This window comes from Colwellia piezophila ATCC BAA-637 (assembly GCF_000378625.1).
GTDB classification, from domain to species: domain Bacteria; phylum Pseudomonadota; class Gammaproteobacteria; order Enterobacterales; family Alteromonadaceae; genus Colwellia; species Colwellia piezophila.
Genome location: NZ_KB905167.1, coordinates 48224 through 73219, shown reverse-complemented (window position 1 = coordinate 73219; position 24996 = coordinate 48224). Strand labels below are relative to the sequence as shown.

The window sequence follows — 24996 nt, the reverse complement described above, 5'->3', positions numbered from 1 at the left end:
GCTGAAATTGAGCTTAAATAACTCAACCGAGCGTACTACCCCATACGATAATTTGGGGCTTCTTTTGTTATTGTTACGTCGTGTACGTGTGACTCACCCATACCTGCAGAGGTAATTTTCATAAACTCAGGCTTAGAACGCATGGTTTCAATATCTTTACAGCCAGTTAAGCCCATTGATGAACGTAAACCACCCATTTGCTGATGAATAATAGCTGCCACTGGACCTTTATAAGCCACACGACCTTCAATACCTTCTGGTACTAATTTGTCTGCTTCACCATCAGATTTTTGGAAGTACCTATCACTTGAGCCATCTTTTTGCGCCATTGCGCCTAAAGAGCCCATACCGCGGTAAGACTTGTAATAACGTCCTTGATAAAGCTCAACTTCACCGGGTGCTTCTTCCGTACCTGCGAACATGCTACCAACCATAACGCAGTGTGCGCCAGCAACAAGTGCTTTAGCAATATCACCGGAGAAACGAATGCCGCCATCAGCGATCACTGGAATACCTGTACCTTTCAAACCTTCAACCGCATTTGAAATAGCCGTTAGTTGTGGCACACCAACACCCGTAACAATACGTGTAGTACAAATTGACCCTGGGCCGATACCGACTTTAACGGCATCAACACCGGCATCTGCCATGGCTTTTGCACCTGATGCTGTTGCTACATTACCGGCGATAATTTGTAAATCTGGGTATTTATTACGTGCTTCTTTAACTCGATCTAATACACCTTGTGAATGACCATGTGAAGTATCAATTAATAAAACATCAACTCCTGCAGCCACTAGAGCGTCAATACGTTCATCAGTACCGGCGCCAACACCCACAGCAGCACCAACACGTAAACGACCTAATTCGTCTTTACAAGCGTCAGGTTTGTCTTCCGCTTTTTGGTAATCTTTCGCGGTAATAAGGCCCACTAACTTAAACGCATCATCAACCACTAAGATTTTCTCAATACGGTTACTATGCATTAAACCTAAAATTTCTTCGCGAGCAGCGCCTTCTTTAACCGTCACTAAGTTTGCTTTTACCGTCATTAGTGAAGATACCGGTTTAGTTAAATCCGTTTCAAAACGTAAATCACGTCCTGTAATGATACCAACTAAGCTGTTATGTTCATCAACAACAGGAAAACCTGAGAAACCTAAGTCATCAGCTTTGTGCATGACCTGTTCAATAGTAAATGTGCTATTTACCGTTACTGGATCTGAAACTATGCCACTTTCATACTTCTTCACTTGAGAAACGTTTTTCGCTTGCTCAGCAATGGTCATGTTTTTATGAATGAAACCTAAACCACCTTCTTGCGCTAACGTAATCGCTAGACGCGCTTCGGTAACTGTGTCCATAGACGCAGAAATCATAGGTACGTTTAAATTAATTTTACGGGTTAATTTAGTTTTTAAATCAGCCGTGTGTGGGAGTACTTTTGAATGAGCAGGTACAAGTAATACGTCATCAAAAGTTAAAGCTTCTTGGGCAATTCTTAGCATCGCAACATCTCTCTAAAAAGGTTGGTTAGGGAGTGAATATTGCGGCAAAATTTTAACCGTTTTCTTGTTTTAGGTAAACCTATTTTTTAAACTTTTATCAACTCACTCTAAAACAACGCAATAATAGTGCCGAAATACTTTATTTATAAGAATATAATTTGGATTAATGTCCTATTAGCTAATTACTGACAGATATGTCAACTAATTAACGGGATTACAAAAAATATAAAAATTGAACAAAATGCACTAGATACTTGCAAATTATGCTTATGAGATTAGCGATTATGAGTTCGGCATTATTACAGTAGACTTGATATACTAGCGGGCTATCTGTCTACACAAAACTACGATAACCTCTGCATTATGAGCCAACAGCATATATTACAAATAAGCGAATTAACCAAAAAAGTACGCTTTATTCTAGAAAGTGAACTAAATACGGTGTGGTTAACCGGCGAAGTTTCTAACTTTATTGCGGCTAGCTCTGGCCACTGGTACTTGTCTTTGAAAGACGCAAAATCGCAAGTTAAGTGCGCCATGTTTAAAGGCAGCAATAGACGCGTTCGTTTAGGCACAGGCGCAAAACCGAGTAATGGCCAACAAGTGTTAGTGCGCGCTAAAGTTTCTTTATATGAGCCCCGTGGTGATTTCCAATTAATTATTGAGCATATGGAAGATGCTGGCGCGGGCATATTGCGTCAACAATTCGAACAATTGAAAAACAAACTCAACGCACAAGGGTTATTTGATTTAAGCCATAAAAAAGCAATACCAACACATATTAATTGTGTCGGTATTATCACCTCGCCGACTGGTGCCGCGGTAAAAGATATTTTAACCGTACTCAAGCGTCGTAATCCTAATATCAAAGCGATTATCTACCCGGCCTTAGTACAAGGCGAATATGCGCAAGGTGATATTTGTCATGCTATCGAACGTGCCAATAGCCGTAATGAATGTGATGTACTTATTGTTGGTAGAGGCGGTGGCTCTTTAGAAGATTTATGGCCATTCAATGAGGAAAGTGTTGTCCGTGCTATTTATCAAAGTGATCTACCGGTGATCAGCGCTGTTGGCCATGAAATAGATACCACGCTCAGTGACTATGTTGCTGACTTACGCGCCGCAACCCCTTCTGCAGCTGCAGAGTTAGTCTCAAGTGATAGTAGTGAATTGCTTAATCATGTAGTAATGCTTAAACGACGTTTACTTAAAGCTCAGCAAATAAAACTTGCCCATTTAGGCAGTGAAATAAACTATTTAAAACATCGCTTATCGCAAGTCCACCCCGAGCAACAGTTACAATTACAGCAACAAAAAGCCGATGAATTAGCCTTACGTTTAAAACAAGCAATGAAGCGTAATATTGTCCAGGTACAAGCTAAGCCAGCTCAACTTAGCCAAAGGTTATTACAACAATCCCCCCTAAAAGTGATTCAATTACAACAACAGAAAGTTAAACAAAATGAGCATAGAATTACGCAAGCTATGCACAATACTTTGCAGCATAAAAGTGAACGATTTGTAAATATAATTGAGCAATTACAACTTGTTAGCCCATTGTCCACTATTGCTCGTGGCTATAGTGTTACCCGGAATAAAGACAATGCGGTGATAACAAAAGTTAATCAAGTGGTTCAAGGTGAAGAAATAAGTGTGCAGTTAAGTGACGGTAAGATAAATACCCGAGTTATTTAGCTCTAACTAGTCTGAGGGAAAGATTTAAAAAGGTTATCAAGCCCCTATTCTTGTGTGAGCGCTTGATACAGCAATTCAATGACTTGCTGCTTACTGATTTTATTAAATTTAACGCCGAAAGATATCCCATCAATTTGCTGCTTAATATTACAAATGGTCGCATCCACCTTAAGACTCTTTTCCCCAGCCTCTTTCTCAACGACTATCTCAATAAGTTTATTTTCTGCTAACAACAGTTTCTCACCATTAATGATATCTAACTGCCCACCATCAACCGATAAATTGGTTAAGACTGTTTGCCAATAGACCCCATCTATTTTAGCTTTCGCATTGATATGAGTATCAATGCGCACTGATGAGCGTAATCGCTGTAAAGTGACAGTAGTTGGTATATCTAACACCATACAGCGTGACGGCATTTGTAGGGTTTGTTTTATCGTACTTATAAAGGCAATAGCCGCACCATCATGGCCCTCAATCAAACCTCGAACGGTGACCACTGTGCCTTGAGCTATATATTGAGAAAAGTTACCTAACTTAGAGGCATCAGGAAATTCAACTAAAACATACTTTTTAGGTAGATAGCCAATAAAAATGGTATTAAATCTTCTTTTTTGCCCGGCAGGCGTAGCGATATCAATAGTGATAGGCGCACCCGCTTTAAAAAAAACTAAATTGTGCGCAGAAGGTTTAGTTGGGTCGGTTAAAATTGCTTGTCCAGTCATATTTTTCAATAAGATAGAATGTGGAGCGTACCTGTTACCTTAGTTAAATCAGCTAAAAATTGCAACAGACACTTTTGTGCCGGTTGCAATGATAGCGGTGTTAACAAAGACTAATCTTTTTTGTAACCTTGCGTTAAACGAGCAATTTTCTTTTGCTGTGTATAGTTCAATTTTTTCTTGCCAGCAAAGGGGTTCACGGTATCTTTAAACTGAATGCGGATAGGGGTTCCCATCATTTTTAATGATTTACGATAATAGTTCATTAAATAACGTTTATAAGACATGGGTAATTTCTTCGCTAAGTTACCATGAATAATAATGATAGGCGGATTATAACCACCCGCATGAGCATATTTAAGCTTAATACGACGTCCTTGATGTAATGCCGGTTGGTGATCAAAAACAGCCATATCGAGTATTTTAGTAACCATAGCAGTAGAAATACGTTTTGTCGCTGAAACAAAAGCTTCTTCTACTGATTCAAACAAGTGACCAACACCGGTACCATGTAACGCTGAGATAAAGTGTATACGAGCAAAATCAATAAAGCCTAAACGTCTATCAAGTTCTGTCTTAATACGATCTTTTTGATGGTCTTCTAAACCGTCCCACTTATTTACTGCAAGCACTAAAGAACGCCCTGCTTCGAGAATAAAGCCTAATAAACTTAAGTCTTGATCGCTAATGCCATCTTGTGCATCAATGATAAGCAGACAAACGTTGGCATCTTCAATGGCACGTAAGGTTTTAATCACTGAATACTTTTCTACCACATCAGTAACATTTTTACGACGGCGGATACCGGCAGTGTCAATTAAGGTATATTCACGACCATTGCGCTCCATAGGAATATAAACGCTATCGCGAGTAGTACCCGGCTGATCATAAACAACAACACGTTCTTCACCCAATATACGGTTAGTTAGTGTTGACTTACCTACATTAGGACGGCCAATAATAGCTAATTTTATTTTGTCATTTTCTTTCGGCTCACCTTCAAGCTTTTTAGCTAACTGTTCTTCGGTAAGTTCAATTTCCTCAGCAAACTCATCATTTTCTTCACCCTCTTCTTTTGGCTGAATAGGATTAGACAAAGCTTCAATATGCGGCGTTAAAGCAAGCGTTAACAGTTGCGTAACACCACGACCATGGGCAGCAGCAATTTGATGAACATGTTCACCTAAACCTAAAGAATAGAATTCAGCAACCGCTGAGTCGCCATGAATACCATCAATTTTATTGGCAACGACGAATATTTTTTTATTTTGTTTACGCAAATGATCAGCAATACCATGATCAGCTGAGGTCAAGCCCTCACGGGCATCAACTAAAAAAAGTACCGCATCGGCTTCTTCAATCGCCAGTAACGACTGTTCAGCCATCTTTACGTCAATGCCCTTTTCATCACCATTAATACCACCGGTATCAATAACAATAAATGGGTGTTCTTCTACTTGAGCCTGACCGTACTGACGATCGCGAGTTAGACCAGGGTAATCTGCAACAAGTGCATCTCGACTACGGGTTAAACGGTTAAATAACGTTGATTTTCCGACATTAGGACGGCCAACAAGAGCAACTACAGGAAGCATGAGCACCTCAAAGAAATAACCATACAAGCGAGTAATGCATGGTTTTTCAAACAAATATAAAAACTAAATATCAAAAACAACAAGTAAGGCAATTTTGCCCAAACTATTAAAAAATGATACTACTAAAAACAAGCAACGGCCCCTGATGCACTTTGCATAGGAGCCGTTAGTATACCAAAACAAATCGTTTTATTCTTCTGAGTGAGAATAAGCTAATTGAAATAGTATTTTTCTAGTCACTTCTTTTTATAGAAGCAGCTAGAAACAGTGCCATTTATTGTGCTGCACTGATAATTTCTGGTGTGACGATAGCTTGTAAATCACCATCACGTGATTGACTATACAAAACATCACCTGACACTGTTGGCGTTGTATGGATACCGCTACTATCAACTTTATGGCGAGAGACGATTTCACCGGTGTCTTGATCTAACCAGTGTAAATAGCCTTCAAAATCACCGACAACAATATAGCTATCAACAACAGCCGGTCCGGTAACACCACGATTGGTTAATTCCACATTACTCCAACGCTCAATACCATTAATACGATTTAAGGCATATATATGACCTTGGGTATTGGTAATGAAGATGTCATTACGGTGAACTGCTATTTGTCGATAGGACGAATATTGGCGTTTCCATAAAATCCGGCCCGATTGTAACTCTATGGCAACTAAGTTACCACGAGCGGATATTGCATAAATTTTATCACCAAAAACAACCGGCGCTGAATCAAGATCAATAACCCGTTGCAGCTCTGTAGAGCCTGTTGCTTCACCAACTTCAGTGGTCCAGCCTGCTTGACCTTTTTCAAGGATGTAAACACCTAGTTCACCTTTGCCTGAACCAATTAAGACGCCGCCAGAGGCAATAACTGGTGTGCTAATACCACGTAAAGTAAGCGCGGGAACATCTTGCTCAACCTTCCATAACTCTTCACCCGTATTGGCATCAAACGCTTTCATTATACCTGAAGCTGAGTTTACCACTAAGACACCAGAATCAATGGCAGGCGCAGTGATCACTTCACCTTTAATTTTGGCTTTCCAAACAAGCTCGCCAGTTTCTGCATCAAGGGCAAAAACTTCTCCGTTTTCAGTACCTAAAAATATTTTATTCAGGCCCGCGATAGGTCCACCTGCGACTAATGCAGAAACGCGACTATCCCAGAAACTACGTTCATTATTGATATCACTTAAGTCAGCGAGCCAAGCTCGTTTGCCACTTTGTTGATCAAAAGCAACAACATCGCCCATACGGCTAGCACTGTAAACTTTGCCATAAGCAACAATTGGTTTTATCCGTGAAAAGTAATCTGCCACGCCATCGCCAACGCTGCGTTCCCAGATGACTTCAACGTCAAAAGCGTTGTCTAAATTGCTTAGCTCTGCAACTTTGGTACTTGGGTCTTCATCATCATTTGATGAACAAGCGAGTAAGCTTGAAGATAACAAGATGATGGTTAATACTTTTTTAGCACTAAAGCCGTTAAAAAAAATTTTATCAAAATAACGCATACTTTGCCTTTTAACTACAATAAATGAAGGGCTAAATAACCAGTAAGTTATTTAGCGTCAGCTTCGGTTACTACCGGTGTTACGACTACTGGTGTAGTCACAGGTAATATAGTGGCTTGGGCTAAATCATCTAATTTAATTTGTAAGCTTGGGCTTGTCGCTAAACCATCAGCCGCAATAGCTGCTTGGTAAGCATTACGGGCGAGATCTTTCTTACCCTGTTTTAAGTAGGCATCACCTTTAATTTCTTCAATCGCCGCGGTAAACGATGCCGGTAAATTGTTATTCAAAGTCGCTAAGGCTTGCGTATACTGCTCAAGTTCAACTTGCACACGTGCTAAACGTAGGCTGGCAATAGCTTTAATACCGTCTGTTGGTGCGGTCTTAATTGCCGTTGTTAATTGCTTTTCGACTTGTTGCCAATCTTTATGAGAAGCAGACTCTTTAGCAAGTGCCAGTGCCGTTAAAGCAACATAGCTATTATCACCATTTTCACTGATAAACTTTTCACCGTTGACCGTGAAGTCTTTAGCATTCTTAGCACTTGCGTCCATAAGTGCTTGGTAACTATCAGATACCGCAAATTCTTGCTCTAATTTATTGTCTTGATAAAGATTAAAACCGATAAAACCAGCAAAACCTAAAGCAATACCAGCAATAATCGTATTGCCATTTTTTTGCCAAAAACTTTTAATCGCTTCTACTTGTTGTTCTTCCGTTTGATAAATTTCCACTACTTCACCTTGGCTTAAAGCCCTTAAATTAATTCAGTTAACAAGTCAGCAATTTGAGTAAATGCCACGCTTTGTTGTTCTTTTTGTCCACGTAGGTATTTCACCATCACTTTCTCTTGAGCAATTTCATCATCACCCAATATTAACGCGATTTGTGCGCCGGATTTATCGGCACGTTTTAATTGTTTTTTCATATTGCCGCCACCACAGTGACATTGCAATCTTAACTCTGGTACTTGATCACGCCATTGTTCAGCTAACCTATTTGCGGTAATTTGTGCGTCATCACCTAATATAACCACATAAGCATCTACCTGTGGTCGAATATTAGTGACTTTACCTAACTCTGTTAGCATTAAGACTAAACGTTCGATACCTAAAGCAAAACCAAATGCTGGCGTTGCTTTACCACCAAGTTGTTCGACTAAACCATCATAGCGGCCACCTGCACAAATAGTACCTTGTGAACCTAATGTCGTAGTAACCCATTCAAACACCGTGCGATTATAATAATCTAAACCACGTACAAGGCGCTCGTTTAAAATATAGTTAATGCCTGCAGCATCTAACCGAGCACATAGGGTATCAAAGTGCGCTTGCGTTTCTTCACCAAAATAATCTGATAATTTAGGTGCATTAACTAAGGCCTCTTGAACTTTTGGATTTTTACTATCCAAAACTCTTAACGGGTTAGTGTGCATACGACGCTTAGAGTCATCATCAAGTAACGATTCATGTTCAAGCAAATATGCAATCAAAGCTTCGCGGTAATTTGCACGTTCTTCGTTTGATCCTAATGAATTCAACTCTAGTGTGACAAACTCATTGATGCCAAGTTCCTTCCATAAACGTGCTGTGAGTAAAATAATTTCAGCATCTATGTCCGGAGTCGCTATGCCAAAGGCTTCTAGGCCAAATTGATGGAATTGGCGGTAACGACCTTTTTGTGGTCTTTCGTGGCGAAACATAGGGCCCATATACCAAAGACGTTGTTCTTGGTTATACAATAAGCCGTGCTGAATACCCGCACGAACACAGCTTGCCGTACCTTCTGGACGCAGCGTTAAACTATCGCCATTTAAGTCGTCAAAGGTGTACATTTCTTTTTCAACAATATCGGTTACTTCACCAATACCGCGTTTAAATAATGCGGTTGACTCAACAATTGGCATGCGAATTTCAGCAAAACCATAATTACTGGCAACACGGCGCAGTATTTTTTCGACCATTTGCCAAATATTGGTTTCGCTAGGAAGACAATCATTCATGCCACGGATTGCTTGTAGAGTATTATGTTTAGCCACTGAGGGATCTCTCTTTCTTATTCTTTAGGTAAAGCTGAAAGACTTAAGCCTATGTCTTTCAGCGTCACACTTAATTATTTAGATATTAAGTACTGTGTTAAATTTGCGCAGCGCGCAGTATACCTAATAACAGGGCGCTAATAAACTCATGATTTATTCGCTGGTTATTATCAGAAGTTAATCGACTGACTGGAAGTCAATTTTGTTCTTTGCATCTTCGCGTTCATTTATCGCGTGTGCTTTAGCGCGGATACGCTGTTCAAGTTGATCAACAAGGTTATTATTATCAAAGCGCTCTTTTTGACGTATGCCATCTAAATAAAAGCCGCTTTTTTTACTGCTGCCTGTTAAGCCTAAATCTGACACCATAGCTTCACCTGGACCATTAACAATACAGCCAATAATTGACACATCCATCGGCGTCATAATATCTTCGATACGCTGCTCTAAGGCATTAACCGTTGCTACCACATCAAACTCTTGTCGAGAACAACTTGGACAAGCAATTAAGTTAATGCCACGGCTTCGAAGTTTAAGTGATTTTAAAATATCAAAACCCACTTTAATTTCTTCAATCGGGTCCGCAGCTAATGAAATACGTATCGTATCGCCAATACCTTGCGCCAATAATATGCCCAAACCTACTGATGATTTTACCGAGCCAGAACGTAAACCGCCCGCTTCAGTGATGCCTAGATGTAAAGGGTTATCAATTTGTTTAGCCAGTAATTTATAAGACTCAACGGCAAGGAATACATCCGAAGCTTTGACACTGACTTTAAATTCGTGAAAATTTAATCTATCGAGTATATCAACATGCCGCATAGCCGATTCTAACAAAGCTTCAGCTGTTGGCTCGGTATATTTTTCTTGAATGTCTTTCTCAAGTGAACCGCCATTGACACCAATACGAATGGGGATATTATTATCTCGAGCACATTCAACCACACTACGTACTCTATCTTCACGACCAATATTACCTGGATTGATACGCAAACAATCAGCGCCATACTCAGCAACTTTTAACGCGATACGGTAATCAAAATGAATGTCAGCGACTAAAGGTACATTGACTTGTTTTTTGATTTCACGAAAGGCTTCAGCTGCATCCATTGTTGGCACGCTGACACGAACAATATCAGCACCAACCGCTTCTAGCGCTTTTATCTGCGCGACAGTGGCGGCAACATCTGTAGTCAAGGTATTAGTCATTGATTGCACGGTGATTGGAGCACCGCCGCCAACGGGCACATTACCGACCATAATTTGACGTGATACGCGGCGTATAATTGGAGATTCTTTAAACATAATTTTTCTTTATATAAGCTAATAGCTAAACGAAGGATAAACCCTAAAAACGACTCAACAGTATATATTCTGCAATAGGTATTAATACTGCCTATTTAATATTAACTACTCAATGATAATGGGTAAGTTAAATTTAGCAATATTGCCAACATTAAAGGCCGACATATCTACCGGTTTCCCATTAAATACAATACTGGTTAACTCAGGTTTGCCAACCGTAATACGCAGTGGCGCCTTACCTTTAATAGTCATCACATAACCTGACTTTTTAATGCCCCAGGCAATTCTTTCACCAGTAGCATCATAAATATTGACCCAGCAATCACCATTAAAAGTAAACACTGCAGTACTTATCTCAGGCTCCTGCGGTTGAGGTTTGTCATCTATTTTTCTATCAGCTGAAACTACAGCTTTATTCACAATAGAAGGCGCGGTATTGGCACTTGCCTCAATGTCAGTTAGCGTTTTTTTTTCACTTGCTTGAGCTGTTACAACTTGCTCGTCATTGGTAAGCTGTTCTGCGGTCTTTGTTAGTGTTTCATTACTAAGCTTTTCAACGTCTTTCTTTAGCAGTGTATCTGCCAAGGGCTGTGCTGTTAAGGTAGTGACGGCTGGGTGGTTACTCTCTTGTTGCCACCATAATATGGTCAAACCAACTAAAACAGCGACGATTAAATAGCTTAACCACATAACACGACTATGCTCAGCTTGTTTAGTCGTTTCATTAGAAAAACTCAACAGTTCACTGCGTTGAATACTAGCGGCACCAAGGGCATCAAAGCTTGCTAATACATCTTCAACTTCAACACCCACCAACTTAGCATAATTAACGAGGTATCCTCGGTTAAAGGTAACGGGCATTGAGGGATCAAAGATATTCTCTTCGATATTATTTACAAGTTTGACCTTAAAATTTAGCTTACTAGCGATATGCTCTTGTGAAAGTGATGACGCAAGTCGAGCTTCACGTAACATAGCGCCAGGACTCACCATTTCCATATCTTCACTTAGTTCTGTAATATTTTCTGTGACTTGCTCGGTGATATTAGTATGTTCTTCATCATCTGTTTTGCTAATTGGGCTTACATCATTATTCATTAATATTTTTCACTGTTTGGGGATTAACCACATAGATTTTATCTCCTACATGGATTTTGTTTTTTTCAGAAATGTTATTCCATTCGCGTAATGCTTTTAACTTGACGTTATATTTCATCGAGATATTGTAAAGATTTTCTGCTGGAGCAACGGTGTGTAAAAATTCTTGTTTGGCAAGGGATTCAGCGCCTCGGGCTAACTCTTCAGTTACCTTGGTAGTGCTTTTAGATGCCTCAACATTAACTGATGTTCTAGTGATCTTTTTATCGCTAACTTGGCTTGCAACTTGAATTACCTCGGCCTCTTCTTCTTCAGGCAATGCTTCGGGTAAAGGTACATCGCGTGTTGCTGGTATAGGTTTTGTTGATGTCGGTTCATTGGCATCACTATCTGATTGTCCGACTACTACAGATGAGGTAAGTAGTATTGTTTTAACTACATTGGCTGCAGTATTACTCGCTACAGGGATATTTTTTACCCCAGTATTGTTTACCCCAGTTGTTGATAGCCCTGCATTACTTAGTCCAGTAGTACTTACCATTGCCGTTTTAGTTACCGGTAAGTTGTTGGCTACAACTGTTCCTGCTATACCGACAGAGAGTAAAGCTGTGCCCGAGCCCAGTAATGAATTTGTGCTACTTGCAACAGTCTCAGGCTTGCTAGCTACTGTACTATTACTTGTTGGAATAGCCGCTAGATTACTGTTGGTATAAGGCGAATTAGCTATTTTTTTCGGTGAAAGCTTCACGACTCGTTTATGACTTGTCGATACGAGGTAACGGTTTTTTTCTTTTTGGCTAAGCCTGTATTTATCGGCTAGATTATCCGCCTCAATAAATTCTAATTCATTGAGTAGAAACTGTTTTCCTTCCCACGATCGTGGATACATTTTCATTAACATATTCGCGTAATTACCTGCCGTACGACGTTGCCCTAACTTCCAATAGACTTTATAAGCAAGTGCTAAAGAATCGGCAGTAAAGCGCAGGGTATTTCTCTCAAATTTCTGTAAAAATAGCTTAGCATCTTTGTAATCTGTCATCGCATATTGCAAACGCACCATTTGTAATAATGGTGCTGTTCTGTTTGGGTCATGTGCAATCGCTTTCTTCAAATACATTTCAGCTTTGTCAAAATCATCACTTTGTAAATAACACGAGGCTAAGTTTTCATAAGTTTGCGAGACCAGTAAGTAACTAGGTACAGCAATTGCTTTTAAGAACTGAACTTCGGCAGCATCAACTTTATCTTGTCGACACAAAAACACCCCATAATTATTTAAAGTATCGGCACTGTCAGCTTTAATACTTAAAGCTAGCTCGAATGAGGTAATGGCGAGTTCACTTTCACCTACGGTTTCATAATAATGGGCAAAGGCAGTATGGACTTGTACTAAATTGGGAGAGAAGCCTTTCGCTTTTTCTAAGTTGAGTTTTGCCTGAGACATATCACCCATTTGTAAATAACCCAATCCTAAGGCAACACGAGTTGTCGCCATTTCATTGAGAGTTGCTTGGTTTCTTACAATAGGTTCATTATTTTCAAAACTTTGGGTAACACAACCACTTAATAGCGACAGAAAAATGACTGACGTTAGTGTTAGGAGAATATATTTAGCCATAGCTTTATCCATAATATGCAATGTGTTCACCGCCTCTGATTATTATACCCATGTCGTTCACTGTGTAATCATGTTCAAATTGCCTAAATAGTCAATAGCAGGCTAGTGCTGTTAATACCAATAGTATGCTATTACTCAGTCAAACGCCTTGTTCTGAAAAATTTATCTCATCGCTTGGTTTACAATGGCCACGGCTACTTTAAGCAAGGAAATTTACATTATTTTTTCACTAAAAAACAAGGCACTAATGCTTAGACTGTTTTTATAGAGATAGTGTCAGCTTTAGGCTGATCTTTCAATGAACTTATTTCTGCTTTCTTTGAGGCATTGAAGGCACTGCGCTTAGTTCTATCTATAACATCGCCAGCTAGTTGACCACAAGCGGCATCGATATCACCACCACGGGTACGTCTGGTAATAACCGTTAATCCATAGCTTTGTAAGACTTTATCAAAACGATCAATACGTGAATTGCTTGAACGTGTATAAGGCGAACCTGGGTATGGGTTAAATGGTATTAAATTAATTTTACTCGGTAAGCCTTTTAACACATGGGCTAATTCATGTGCTTGATCGGTACTGTCATTAACATGATCAAGCATTACGTATTCAATGGTTGCTTGTTTATTCGCTTTTGAACCATCGATATATCGCCCAGCCGCTGCGATAAAATCTTCCAGTGGATATTTTTTATTGATTGGCACTAACTCATCACGCAGCTTATTATTAGGTGCATGAATTGAAATAGCTAACGCACAATCAATTTTCTCTTTAAGCATGTCTAATGCGGGTACAACACCCGAGGTACTTACTGTTACTCGACGTTTTGACAAGCCATAACCTAAATCGTTCAGCATAGTATCAAGTGCCGGTATTAAATTTTTCATATTTAATAACGGCTCTCCCATACCCATCATGACAATGTTGGTAATTGGACGAGTTCCGGCAATGCGCGTTGCGCCAATATCATTGGCAACACGCCATACTTGGCCAATAATTTCAGACACAGTTAAATTGCGATTGAAGCCTTGCTGGGCGGTAGCACAGAAGGTGCACTCTAATGCACAACCAACTTGAGATGATACACACAAGGTGGCACGATCATTTTCAGGGATCCATACGGTCTCAACTTCTTGGCCGCCTTCAAGTCTTAACGAATATTTGATAGTGCCATCAGAAGATATTTGTTTTTCAGAGATTTCAGGTGCGGTAATCACACAGTTGCGCTGTAACTTCTCTCGTAACTTCTTATTGATATTGGTCATTAGTTCAAAGTCGCTGTAGCCAAAGTGATAAATCCACTTCATCATTTGATCGGCCCTAAAGGGTTTTTCTCCAATAGATTCAAAGTATGCACGCATACCTTTATGATCAAAATTTAGTAGGTTAATTTTTCCGCTAGCATCACTCATACAACAAACTCTCAATAACTAAAATTAAACTACTCAATAAAGTAGCCTAAAAAAACAAGGCGCGTATTGTACGCTTTTTAAGCAACAATCGCAATTTTACTGGCTTATATTTAAAGAATTTATCATTCGTTAAAAATAACAAAAGGATTTTACCTGTTTAGGTAAAATCCTTTAAATTTAATTCATTTTTAAAGCAAAGCAAACGAAATGATTTCTAGGCAGCTACACGAAATTGACGTTAGTCAATGAGTATAGCCAACAACGGAGTCGTGAGCTTTGCGAAGATTAAAAGTGAATTAACGAGTACGTGGGCAGATTTCTTCGTCTGAGAAGAAATATGCAATTTCACGTGCAGCTGATTCTAAAGCATCAGAGCCGTGAGCAGCATTTTCGTCAATGCTATCAGCAAGATCTGCACGAATAGTACCTGCAAGTGCTTCAGCAGGGTTAGTAGCACCCATGATTTCACGGTTTTTAAGAACAGCGTTTTCGCCTTCTAAAACTTGAACCATTACTGGACCAGAAGTCATGAACTCAACTAAAGCACCGAAAAAAGGACGTTCGCTATGTTCAGCGTAGAAACCTTCAGCTTTTTCTTGGCTTAAGTGGATCATTTTTGATGCTACGATTTTTAAACCAGCAGTTTCAAAACGGTTGTAGATTTGACCGATGAAGTTTTTAGCAACTGCGTCTGGTTTTAGGATAGAAAAAGTACGTTCGATAGCCATGATAAGCCCTTATAAGTTGTGTTAATTTACGTTGAAAATTTAAATATTTATCCAACCATTCGTTTAAACGGCTAGAATTTTGGGCGCATTATAGACGAAAATCCCACAAACAACTAATGATATCGCACTTAGCAATATCATTTATATTGTTGCGACGTTTTAATCAAATATGGTTAAATTCGAAATAGTTAGACGCTTGTGCGGCGATATTGACGATAAATAGGTTTCCAGAAAGTTGCTTCTATTTTCGTAACTAACTCTTCATCGCTCATCGGTAGCGCTAAGTTCTGCTTAAAAGCAACTTGGGCGATAGCAAACGCAATATCTTTACTTAATTGAGCAATAGCGGTTAACGGTGGCAGTAGTTCATCTGACTCTTTATTAGCAAGAGGAGACGCTGCTGCTAACGTTTCACTGGCTACTTGTAACATATCATCGCTAATACGAGTGATATTTGCCGCAACAACAGCTAAACCGATACCAGGGAAGATATAGCTGTTATTGCACTGCGCTATACGAAAGCTTTTACCTTCATATTCAACCGGCTTAAACGGACTACCTGTGGCAATAATTACTTTACCTTTTGTCCAATTAATCACTTGGTTCGGTGTTGCTTCTACTTGGCGAGACGGGTTACTTAGCGGGAAAATAATAGGCAAATCACAGTGAGACTTCATTGCAGTAATGACTTCTTCAGTAAAGAGACCTGCTTGTCCTGAAACACCGATAAGAATATCTGGTTTCGCGCCATGCATTACTTCAACCAGAGAAGCGAACTCACCTTGAATATCCCAAGAAGCCAACGCTTCATTGCTTTGTACTAATTTTTCTTGGAAGTCACGAAGGTTTTTCATACCTTGGGTTAATAAACCAAATCTATCAACCATAAATACTTGGCTACGTGCCTGCTCTGCTGAAATACCTTCGCGAGTCATTTGGCTGATAATTTGCTCGGCAATACCACAACCTGCCGACCCTGCACCAACAAAGGCAACAGTCTGCTCTGATAATTTAGAGCCTTTACTACGACAAGCCGCAAGTAACGTACCGACTGTAACTGAGGCCGTGCCTTGGATATCGTCATTAAAACAACAAATTCTATCGCGGTAACGCGCTAATAATGGCATGGCATTAGGTTGAGCAAAATCTTCAAATTGCAATAAAACATTTGGCCAGCGACGCTTAACCGCACTAATAAATAATTCAATAAACTCATCATATGAATCTTGATCAATACGCTTATGTCGCGCGCCCATGTACATGGGATCGTCTAATAGTTTTTGGTTATTAGTCCCAACATCAAGCATTACCGGTAAAGTATGCGCCGGGCTTATACCACCACATGCGGTATAAAGAGAAAGCTTACCAATTGGAATGCCCATACCACCAATCCCTTGGTCACCAAGCCCTAAGATACGTTCACCATCGGTAACGACAAGTACTTTCACTTTATTTTTAGTGGCGTTACGCAACATGTCATCAATGTTAAACCTATCTTCGTAAGAGATGAATAAACCACGTGAGCTGCGGTAAATATCTGAAAACTGCTCACAAGCATCACCCACTGTTGGCGTATAAATAATTGGCATCATTTCAGCTAAGTGGTTTTGTACCAATTTAAAAAATAAAGTTTCATTATTATCGTGAATAGCACGTAAATAAATATGCTTGTTAAGGTCTGTTTGAAAGCAGCTGTACTGACGGTATGCACGTGCAGCTTGCTCATCAATACTCTCGAAACGTGGCGGCAATAGACCCGTTAAGTTGAAATTTCCGCGCTCTTCTTTGCTAAAGGCACTACCTTTGTTAAGAAGGGGGGTTTCTAATAATGACGGGCCTGCATAATGAATATAAAGTGGGCGTTTAGCTTGAGGCATTTGACTGACTACTTATATGTTTGATGAATAATGATTATTTACTTAATTAATGCAGCAAAGTATAGAGGAAATTAAACCCGCTGCAAAGCAAGGCAATGGTGGTATTTGTTAAAAAGATGGGATTATTATCGGAATAGATTTTGAATAGATTTGAAAAAGACCTTTCAATTTCACTTTGTGAAAACTGCTAGCCTTTATTCACTGATAAATAAGGCTACCGCCTAGATAAAACGCCACAACTGGTAATACCACTAAAGGTATAAAACACTGCACGTATAAACCCCTTGAGTATAAATAGCTTCAGTTAATGCCTTTAAACAATGCCTTTAAATAATGGCATTAATCAACTTCCGCCATCCATGCTAGCTGAATGGCTTCAAGTACCCGCTCGCCACAATGATTTGGATCATCTTCAAAGCGTTCTAAATCTAGCACCCACTGCCTTAAATCGGTGAAGTGCAGTTTAAACGGATCAACATCGCCATGCAGCTCAATTAAGTCTAAAGCAATCTCTTGAGAGTCGCTCCATAGTAGTCCCATTGCCATAATAGCCCGCCTATTATTAACCGTGTTATTTCAGCAGCCTAACTAAAACCTGCGAGCTAAAACCTGAGTACTAAAGCTAACCACTAAAATAACAATTGAAAGAAAAATAAATCTACCACTAACATTAGTATAAGCCAAACGAATAGCAACCTAACTTTTCGACAAAATGAGCAATCAGAATGCCACCAACCTTTTAATTTTTTCATCATTTATTCACTCGTCAAACACCATGATATTTCGGCTATCACAGCAGTATATCAGTAGCGGCTGATCTCTAATATCATATTAACGCGACTTCAATATTTAGATGAGGTGAGTAAAGCAAAAATTCGAATTTGTTTGTTAGAGTGAGTTATATGTTGACTAATTAACGCTAGTAACGACTGTACTGTTTTTACTTTCAATCGCGACTAAGTAAGAACATAATACTAAGATATACATTTAAGTTGGTTTTTAATTCTAGCTATAAGCGGGTTGAGCAATATGGATTCTTTTGATAAACACATTCTTAGTATTTTACAAAAAGATTGTACCCTTTCCACCAGTGCTATTGCTGAACGAGTCGGCCTATCAACCACCCCGTGTTGGCGTCGAATTCAAGCGATGGAAAAAGCAGGCATTATTAGAGGCCGTGTGGCTTTGGCTGATCCGGAGAAGTTAAACGTTGGCCTATCCATCTTTGTTATGGTGAAAACTAACCAGCACAACCCCGACTGGTTAGCGACCTTCGCCAAAGTAGCCGATGACTTCCCCGAAATTGTCGAATTCTATCGTATGAGTGGCGATGTTGATTATTTACTGCGTGTGGTAGTGCCTGATATGAAGGCTTACGATCGTTTTTATAAAGAGTTGATCAAGAAAGTAGACTTCTCAGATATCAGCTCGAGTTTCGCCATGGAGGAAATCAAATACACCACCGCCTTGCCAGTTGATTATATTTAACGAGATGCGCCACTACATCACTAGAATATAATGGTGGCGCTATTTTTCAATGGATGGATATTTATTAGAACTGTGCAGAAAAGCCAACAAAGTAACCATCAGCTTTATCTATCACCTTGTTATCGGTAATTGAATTGTAGCCCGCTGAAAGCGAGTAGTTTTCATTGACAAAATAATTAGTACTGACGCTATAGTTGCCTTCTTCGCCATAAGACGCTGAGATAGAAGCACTATCATTATAATAATAACTCGAATTAACACTCCAAGTATCTTCAGTGCCAAAGTATTCAAAATCCCAAAGCGTATAATCGACGCCAAGCACTAAATAACTTTGCGTAGAAATACCGAAAAAGTAACGAGTAGAGAGTTGATGATAATCAAAGTCTTCATTTACATCATAACTAAAGCCAATATAGTCAGTGCCCGATAATTGCCAATTATAGCTCGCATTAAAGGTGACTAAGTTACCGCCATCGTCATCATCAAACGCCTCTGCACTGATAACAAAGTTATCAGTGAACAAGTAGCCGAATTTTAGTGAAAAATAACTACTGCTGTTTTCATAAGAGTAACTACCACTATCACTATTCAGCTGAAAATCACCGTCATGACTTGCTTTTCTATAACTATAACTGCCGCCAAAAATAAAACTATTGGTTATCCACTCGCCGCCAATACTGACACTATAATGCTCAGAATTCCAGCTCGACTCTTGATTATAGTCTTGAGATTTATCAGCGCTAAAACTATCACTACCACCATGACCGGCTGATAGATAAACATTGCTAAGGGTATTGATATAATCAAATTCGTTCAGTGGTCCTAGCGTTAACCTTTCATCAAAGTAATACTGGCTAGACAAGGTAATATTATCCGAATCACTTTTATAAGTACGATTGAATGTAGAATTATTAGAAGTGAAGTTTCGTTGTGAATAATTTAAGTTAGAAAATGACTGGTAACTTTGTGCAAGTACCGTATTTGATAGCAGTAAAGTCGCTAGTGCTGATAACTTTGAAAGCTTTGATAGCTTCATAGTAATATATCCTTATTATTATATTGTCCATTTTAACAACAAGGGGGAATATGTCAGATAAGGCATAACATGTATATTAATCCATTAATAAACTTACACTTTTTATACAAAACACCTACAGATACAAACAATAGTAGTTGGTCAAGTAGCTATTAACGTAAAAGTGAACATCAAAAAAAACACTAACCATTTAGCCAAGTCACTCGATATACTAGGCAGATATAACTCTTTAAACTTTCTTCTATTAAGAGCAAACAGCTATGAGCAGCATTAAATTTTCCAGCACCGAAACAGAGCAACTCGTTAACAAGATTCAAGGTTATTTTGCCCAAGAACTTGACCAAGACTTAGGTCAGTTTGATGCAGAATTTTTATTAGATTTTTTCTCAAAAGAAATTGGCGCTTATTTTTATAATCGCGGCTTGTTTGATGCGCAAGCGGTTATTGCCGCTAAACTTGAACATGTCAGTGAAATGGTCGAAGAAGGCATTAATGAAATTGAAAAGCCGGTTAGTTAATCAGCTTTTTGGTCGCTCAAACTAGGTCACAAAAAAGCCGCCGTTAAGTTATTAGCTTAACGGCGGCTTTGTTTAATTTTGTTTAGCTGAGTCTACAACTAGCTCTCACTAGGTTCGATAAACTCAATTTCTTCAGCAATGAGCTTACCATTACTATCTATTCTGCCTTCAACTTCAATCAATACCCCGTTTGCTAAATCACTGGCACTGCCATTGTCAAATTCAGTCTGGATATTGGTCATAACTTGATGACCATTTACAGTGAAGTTAAATCGACTAATATAGTTCTCAACTGTACCTAACAATTCAACATCGTTATCTTTTTCGGCACTGTCAATTTCAACTTCAAGTGCAAACCAGTCTCCACCTATCTCGATGATTTCTACTTCAACTTCATCGTTAAGCTTTAAAGTATTGAAAAAGGTAGCTTGATCAACATCGCTGCCAACAGCATTCTCAAATTCAGTTTGCTCATTGGTCAACACGTTAATACCTTTCACTGAAAAACGTGCCAAAGTACTATCAATACTATCAACCACGCCTTCAATATCATGTGAGTCGCCTTCAATAGCCCCCGTTTCTTGACGCTCAATATTACGACTAATTAACAGCCCGTCAACTTCATAAGCATCAACTGCTAACCTGTCACCAATGGCGATATTTGCGAAGTTAAAGTAACGAAGATCTTGCTCAGAATCATCTTCATATTGGGTATAATTATCAACGCTAAACGCTTGGCCGAAAAGAGTAAAACTCTCATCAGCTATAACTTCAACAATGCCTTCAAGACTAATTTCATTGGCTAATTCAACTCGAATATTCTTAATTGGGTAATAAGGGGATTGTAGCTCTGAATCAATGACCGTGGCCACTAAGCTGACTTGATCGCCAACACGTAAGTTTTCTTCATCGCCTTGGCTAAAATCAGACTCATAGGTTAATAGGAAGTTTCGACCATCTAATTCAATAACAGTGCCAGCCTCGACTTTATTAATGTCTTCAACAAAACCGGCAACGGTGAGTGTGCCACCCACCACTAACAGCATGCCTTGCACAGTCACTTCATCGGCAATAAATTCATTACTAACCAGGCCAATATCGCTTTTTAGCGAAACTGTCGAGCCATCATACAAGGTCCCTTGCACCTCAGCATCACCGTAATTAACCACTAAGCTACCAATAAAAAAGCTTTTCTCTCGAGTTTTAAGCTTTGATACCGTACCTGATAATTGATGCTCACTGAAATCGTCTTTTGTTGTTAAGTAGGTAACAGTAAAGCTACCGTTAGCATTTTCAAAAGCACTCAATTCAATCGCCATGCCTTCGCGCAGTTCATTAAAAATCACTTCATCAAATTGTGTAACTGAAGTGATAAAATAAGTTTGTCCTAATATGCTTAATGAAGTCGCGGCTAGATCAATAGCGTCGATTCTGCCAATAGCATCGGCAAGGTATTTCACTTCAAGGGCGGTAGGGTCATTATCTGCAGACTGATTGGCTTTAATCACCACTTTCATGCCGACTTTAAGCGCTTCTTCACTGCTTTCTGAGCCATTGCCTATGATACTACTGTCTTTGGTAACGTAACGTAGGCCGTTTACATACACACTACCAAAGCCACTGACAATACCTGAACTGGTGGCATTAGGGGTTAAAACTACTTCTTCATCGTCATCTGAACAAGCTGACAAAAGTAAACTCAAACTGGCTACTGCGGCAATAGCCGTAAATCTATGTTGCATCAATACAATTCCACTAAATAGCTTAGGGTTTTTCCCTAAATCAACTAAAACAGCGCAGCTTAACTTGAGCGAATAGAGTGCAGTGAATTGAAACAACGACACTATATAACCATAAAGCTGCAAATAGGGGAGCGAGTCTACCTTCGTCTCTTTAGCTAATATATTGTAACTTTGATCCATTATGTTACTCACCAGATGACTCAGCAGAAACCTAGCTAAGTATTTGATAAAGAATAATAGTAAGACCACACCTTGGGCTTATTTTCCTCTTACAAATTCACCTTATTTTGTGTATAAAAAAACTCGCCGAAGCGAGTTTTAATTAACAATCATATATAGCGAAGCGCTATAACTGATCAGTTGAGTTCGTTATTACTTAGTTTTCACGGGAAAACCACGATCACGCATTAAGGCTTCAACTTTAGCATCACGTCCTCTAAAGGCGCGGTAAGCTTCACTTGGGTCAACAGCGTTACGGACACTAAATAAATGCTCCACTAATTTATTAGCCACTTCTTTATCGTAAAAACCACCTGGCGCCTCGGCAAAAGCTTCAGCTGCATCAGAAGTTAATACTTCAGCCCACATGTAACCATAATAACTTGAAGCATAACCTTCACTGCTAAAGATATGACCAAACTGCGGGCTACGATGACGCATTACAATTTGCTTAGGCATTTTCAATGCGCCTAAAGTTTCACGCTCAAACTTATCGGCATCAATACCGGTAGGATCAACCGTATGAAATTTCATATCAACAAGGGCTGATGCTAGATACTCAGTTGTTTTGAAACCTTGATTAAAGGTGGCCGCTGCTTTAATTTTAGCAATCAGTGATTTTGGCATTGCTTCGCCAGTTTTGTAATGCACTAGGTAGTTATTAATCACTTCATCCGTTGTTAACCAACGCTCTAACAGTTGAGATTGGAATTCAGTGTAATCACGTACGCCAGAGTTCAGTGTTGGGTATTCAACTTTCGAGGCTAAAAAATGTAATGCATGACCAAATTCATGGAAGTAGGTTTCCGCATCTGACCAAGAGATTAATGTTGGTTGACCGGCAACGCCTTTGGAGAAGTTTGAATTGTTAGACGATAACACGTTTTTCTTACCTTGGAAGGTAGTGTGGGAACGGTATGTTGTTGCCCAAGCACCTGAACGTTTACCTTTACGAGCGAATGGGTCTAAATACCACAAGCCAATGTGTTCACCAGAAGTTTTATCCTTTACTTCCCAAACACGAACGTCTTGATGAAACACAGGGACAGAGCCATCAGTAATTTCGGTAAAGTTAAAATTAAATAAACGCCCTGCTACATAGAACATAGCTTCACGAAGATTATTTAACTGAAGGTATTGTTTTACTTCATCTGAGTCTAAGTTGTATTTATCTTTACGCACTTTTTCCGCATAAAAACGGTAATCCCACGCTTGTACTTGCTCAATACCATCTTCTCTCTTGCCGATGGCTAACATGTCAGCAACTTCTTCATCAACACGGGCAATAGCGGCAGGCCAAACTGACTCCATCAAAGCAATGGCATTTTCCGGCGATTTAGCCATACGATCTTCTAAGCGCCATGAGGCATAGTTTTTATAACCTAATAAGCCAACACGTTCATGGCGTAACTGTAAAATTTCAGCAATGATGGCATTGTTATCATACTGATCGCCATTATCGCCTCGGCTATAGTAAGTATTCCACACTGTTTTGCGTAATTCACGCTCTGTTGAGTAGGTTAAGAAAGGGTCCATTGAAGAGCGCGTATTAGTAATCGCATACTCACCTTCATGGCCACGCTCGTCCGCTGCCGCTGCCGCTACGTTAACAATAGATTCAGGTAAACCACTCAATTGTGATTTATCTAAATACAGTACATAACCTTCTTCATCCGCTAAAATATTATTACCAAACCTTGTTTGTAGCTGGGATAAACGTAAATTAATGTCTGCATAACGTTTTTTATCGGCCGCATTTAAGGTCGCACCATTACGAGAAAAGCTGTTATAAGTTAATAACACTAAACGCTGATTGGCAGGGGTCATCGCCTTCACGGCATCGCTTTGATAAACCGCTGAAATACGTTTAAATAATTGTTCATTTTGGTTTATTTTTGAGTAAAACGCTGACAGTTTTGGTGCTATCTCGCTTTGTAATGCTCTAAATTCTGGCGTTGATTTATTTGCACGCCAAATCCCGTAATACGTGAACAGTCGACTTAACTCTGCACCCGTTTTTTCCATAGCGACTATGGTATTTTCAAAAGTAGCCGCCTCATTGTTATTAGCAATAAGCTCAACTTCAGCCAATTTATCAGCCATAGCTTGTTCCATTGCCGGCACTAGCCCAGCTAAGGTGACTTGGTCAAAAGCAGGTACGCCCTCAAACGGTCCTTGCCACTTAGCAAGCAAAAGTGCTTGTGATTCTTGTACTGCTTGTACGCTAGGAGATTTACTTACCATGTTAGCAGCAGATTGACCCTCAATGGTATCCGTTGCTGTTGAGCAACCCATTAAGATACTAGAAGCTAACAATGCTTTGATAAACTGGGATTTCATTGAGTATTCTCTTTTTATAGTAATTGCTCTTAGTGTATCAAGCATTTTTCGGCCGGGATATATCGACAACTACCGTCTATCCCGAGATCAGTGCAACTAAACTTATTTTTACCTTAAGTTATAAAATCCAGCGATAAAAAAGGCCGGCTACCAATGTAGCCAGCCCAAAGGGGAGTGGATTATAACAAGACGATGAATACCAAACGGATTAATTAATTGACCAACTTAGAGCTTCAGTAGCGAGCTTAGAACAAACAAAATGCGTTAAACATAGTTATTCTATATTTCATGCATTTTGTGATGTTATCAGTTTGCTACTGAACTCCCAAAGGGCGAGTACCTAATAAAAAGTAAAGGTTTATATGCCGCGTTATTGATTTTGACAAGGACGCTACATGGATGTAGCTTCTTAGATAATGCAGGAACTTATTCTCCTGAATAACCATTCTCTTCAATCAATGCCTTGCCTCTAAACCTTTTAACTCTCGCTAAGTGATCAATAAATTAGTCCGATTGGTATAAGCCCTCT

Annotated in this window: 19 protein-coding genes; 3 read left to right on the top strand and 16 right to left on the bottom strand. The window is 39.4% G+C overall.

Annotated features, from left to right (window positions below; all coding sequences use genetic code 11):
• Positions 1-35: 35 nt before the first annotated feature.
• Positions 36-1508 (bottom strand): IMP dehydrogenase, encoded by a 1473-nt coding sequence (gene guaB, locus F580_RS0114160; RefSeq protein WP_019028398.1) that lies wholly within the window; start codon positions 1506-1508, stop codon positions 36-38.
• Between the two features lie 363 nt (positions 1509-1871).
• Between guaB and xseA the strand changes: the two genes are divergently transcribed.
• Entirely contained in the window at positions 1872-3206 is a 1335-nt protein-coding gene (xseA, locus tag F580_RS0114155; RefSeq protein WP_019028397.1) for an exodeoxyribonuclease VII large subunit, read from the top strand.
• Positions 3207-3250: 44 nt separating this feature from the next.
• Here xseA and F580_RS0114150 read toward each other — a convergent pair whose 3' ends face one another.
• The 12 genes from F580_RS0114150 to iscX form a co-directional block, all read right to left on the bottom strand.
• Positions 3251-3931, bottom strand: coding sequence for a PilZ domain-containing protein (locus F580_RS0114150; RefSeq protein WP_019028396.1), 681 nt, complete (start codon positions 3929-3931; stop codon positions 3251-3253).
• A 110-nt stretch (positions 3932-4041) separates the two neighbouring features.
• A complete protein-coding gene (der, locus tag F580_RS0114145) occupies positions 4042-5523 on the bottom strand; it encodes a ribosome biogenesis GTPase Der (RefSeq protein WP_019028395.1) in 1482 nt (493 codons plus the stop codon).
• A gap of 274 nt (positions 5524-5797) precedes the next feature.
• Positions 5798-7042 (bottom strand): outer membrane protein assembly factor BamB, encoded by a 1245-nt coding sequence (bamB, locus tag F580_RS0114140; RefSeq protein ID WP_019028394.1) that lies wholly within the window; start codon positions 7040-7042, stop codon positions 5798-5800.
• A 47-nt stretch (positions 7043-7089) separates the two neighbouring features.
• Entirely contained in the window at positions 7090-7776 is a 687-nt protein-coding gene (locus F580_RS0114135) for a YfgM family protein (protein ID WP_019028393.1), read from the bottom strand.
• A gap of 23 nt (positions 7777-7799) precedes the next feature.
• The gene (gene hisS, locus F580_RS0114130; protein ID WP_019028392.1) at positions 7800-9080 is read right to left on the bottom strand and encodes a histidine--tRNA ligase; all 1281 of its coding nucleotides are present in this window, start codon (positions 9078-9080) and stop codon (positions 7800-7802) included.
• Between the two features lie 177 nt (positions 9081-9257).
• The gene (gene ispG / locus F580_RS0114125) at positions 9258-10388 is read right to left on the bottom strand and encodes a flavodoxin-dependent (E)-4-hydroxy-3-methylbut-2-enyl-diphosphate synthase (RefSeq protein ID WP_019028391.1); all 1131 of its coding nucleotides are present in this window, start codon (positions 10386-10388) and stop codon (positions 9258-9260) included.
• 105 nt (positions 10389-10493) lie between these two features.
• Positions 10494-11486, bottom strand: coding sequence for a RodZ domain-containing protein (locus tag F580_RS0114120; RefSeq protein WP_019028390.1), 993 nt, complete (start codon positions 11484-11486; stop codon positions 10494-10496).
• Positions 11479-13107, bottom strand: a complete 1629-nt coding sequence (pilW, locus tag F580_RS0114115; protein ID WP_157443123.1) for a type IV pilus biogenesis/stability protein PilW — start codon at positions 13105-13107, stop codon at positions 11479-11481. Before pilW ends, F580_RS0114120 begins: the two co-directional genes overlap by 8 nt.
• Before the next feature lie 251 nt (positions 13108-13358).
• The gene (gene rlmN / locus F580_RS0114110; protein ID WP_019028388.1) at positions 13359-14519 is read right to left on the bottom strand and encodes a dual-specificity RNA methyltransferase RlmN; all 1161 of its coding nucleotides are present in this window, start codon (positions 14517-14519) and stop codon (positions 13359-13361) included.
• A gap of 296 nt (positions 14520-14815) precedes the next feature.
• Complete coding sequence (gene ndk / locus F580_RS0114105; RefSeq protein WP_019028387.1) at positions 14816-15247, bottom strand: nucleoside-diphosphate kinase; 432 nt, start codon at positions 15245-15247, stop codon at positions 14816-14818.
• A gap of 188 nt (positions 15248-15435) precedes the next feature.
• Positions 15436-17124, bottom strand: a complete 1689-nt coding sequence (locus F580_RS0114100; RefSeq protein ID WP_019028386.1) for an NAD-dependent malic enzyme — start codon at positions 17122-17124, stop codon at positions 15436-15438.
• Between the two features lie 339 nt (positions 17125-17463).
• A complete protein-coding gene (gene iscX, locus F580_RS0114095) occupies positions 17464-17670 on the bottom strand; it encodes a Fe-S cluster assembly protein IscX (protein ID WP_019028385.1) in 207 nt (68 codons plus the stop codon).
• A gap of 483 nt (positions 17671-18153) precedes the next feature.
• Here iscX and F580_RS0114090 point away from each other — a divergent pair, with 483 nt between their 5' ends.
• Positions 18154-18612 (top strand): Lrp/AsnC family transcriptional regulator, encoded by a 459-nt coding sequence (locus F580_RS0114090; RefSeq protein WP_019028384.1) that lies wholly within the window; start codon positions 18154-18156, stop codon positions 18610-18612.
• Between the two features lie 64 nt (positions 18613-18676).
• Here the strand turns inward: F580_RS0114090 and F580_RS0114085 are convergent, their stop codons facing one another.
• Positions 18677-19648 carry a putative porin gene (locus tag F580_RS0114085; protein WP_019028383.1) on the bottom strand — a complete coding sequence of 324 codons (972 nt, stop codon included), beginning with the start codon at positions 19646-19648 and terminating at the stop codon, positions 18677-18679.
• A 260-nt stretch (positions 19649-19908) separates the two neighbouring features.
• Between F580_RS0114085 and F580_RS0114080 the strand changes: the two genes are divergently transcribed.
• Complete coding sequence (locus F580_RS0114080; protein WP_019028382.1) at positions 19909-20166, top strand: DUF2164 domain-containing protein; 258 nt, start codon at positions 19909-19911, stop codon at positions 20164-20166.
• Between the two features lie 98 nt (positions 20167-20264).
• On the opposite strand, the gene F580_RS0114075 is transcribed toward F580_RS0114080, so the two are convergent.
• Together F580_RS0114075 and F580_RS0114070 are read right to left on the bottom strand one after the other, a co-directional pair.
• A complete protein-coding gene (locus F580_RS0114075) occupies positions 20265-21908 on the bottom strand; it encodes a DUF5666 domain-containing protein (protein WP_157443122.1) in 1644 nt (547 codons plus the stop codon).
• Positions 21909-22280: 372 nt separating this feature from the next.
• Positions 22281-24467 (bottom strand): M3 family metallopeptidase, encoded by a 2187-nt coding sequence (locus F580_RS0114070; protein ID WP_019028380.1) that lies wholly within the window; start codon positions 24465-24467, stop codon positions 22281-22283.
• Positions 24468-24996 lie beyond the last annotated feature (529 nt).

What these genes read in the sequence shown, in the direction of transcription:
- guaB (WP_019028398.1), bottom strand. Translation starts at nt 1,508, where the DNA reads ATGCTAAGAATTGCCCAAGAAGCTTTAACTTTTGATGACGTATTACTT.
- xseA (WP_019028397.1), top strand. Translation starts at nt 1,872, where the DNA reads ATGAGCCAACAGCATATATTACAAATAAGCGAATTAACCAAAAAAGTA.
- F580_RS0114150 (WP_019028396.1), bottom strand. Translation starts at nt 3,931, where the DNA reads ATGACTGGACAAGCAATTTTAACCGACCCAACTAAACCTTCTGCGCAC.
- der (WP_019028395.1), bottom strand. Translation starts at nt 5,523, where the DNA reads ATGCTTCCTGTAGTTGCTCTTGTTGGCCGTCCTAATGTCGGAAAATCA.
- bamB (WP_019028394.1), bottom strand. Translation starts at nt 7,042, where the DNA reads ATGCGTTATTTTGATAAAATTTTTTTTAACGGCTTTAGTGCTAAAAAA.
- ispG (WP_019028391.1), bottom strand. Translation starts at nt 10,388, where the DNA reads ATGTTTAAAGAATCTCCAATTATACGCCGCGTATCACGTCAAATTATG.
- F580_RS0114120 (WP_019028390.1), bottom strand. Translation starts at nt 11,486, where the DNA reads ATGAATAATGATGTAAGCCCAATTAGCAAAACAGATGATGAAGAACAT.
- pilW (WP_157443123.1), bottom strand. Translation starts at nt 13,107, where the DNA reads ATGGCTAAATATATTCTCCTAACACTAACGTCAGTCATTTTTCTGTCG.
- rlmN (WP_019028388.1), bottom strand. Translation starts at nt 14,519, where the DNA reads ATGAGTGATGCTAGCGGAAAAATTAACCTACTAAATTTTGATCATAAA.
- ndk (WP_019028387.1), bottom strand. Translation starts at nt 15,247, where the DNA reads ATGGCTATCGAACGTACTTTTTCTATCCTAAAACCAGACGCAGTTGCT.
- F580_RS0114100 (WP_019028386.1), bottom strand. Translation starts at nt 17,124, where the DNA reads ATGCCTCAAGCTAAACGCCCACTTTATATTCATTATGCAGGCCCGTCA.
- iscX (WP_019028385.1), bottom strand. Translation starts at nt 17,670, where the DNA reads ATGGCAATGGGACTACTATGGAGCGACTCTCAAGAGATTGCTTTAGAC.
- F580_RS0114090 (WP_019028384.1), top strand. Translation starts at nt 18,154, where the DNA reads ATGGATTCTTTTGATAAACACATTCTTAGTATTTTACAAAAAGATTGT.
- F580_RS0114085 (WP_019028383.1), bottom strand. Translation starts at nt 19,648, where the DNA reads ATGAAGCTATCAAAGCTTTCAAAGTTATCAGCACTAGCGACTTTACTG.
- F580_RS0114080 (WP_019028382.1), top strand. Translation starts at nt 19,909, where the DNA reads ATGAGCAGCATTAAATTTTCCAGCACCGAAACAGAGCAACTCGTTAAC.
- F580_RS0114075 (WP_157443122.1), bottom strand. Translation starts at nt 21,908, where the DNA reads ATGCAACATAGATTTACGGCTATTGCCGCAGTAGCCAGTTTGAGTTTA.
- F580_RS0114070 (WP_019028380.1), bottom strand. Translation starts at nt 24,467, where the DNA reads ATGAAATCCCAGTTTATCAAAGCATTGTTAGCTTCTAGTATCTTAATG.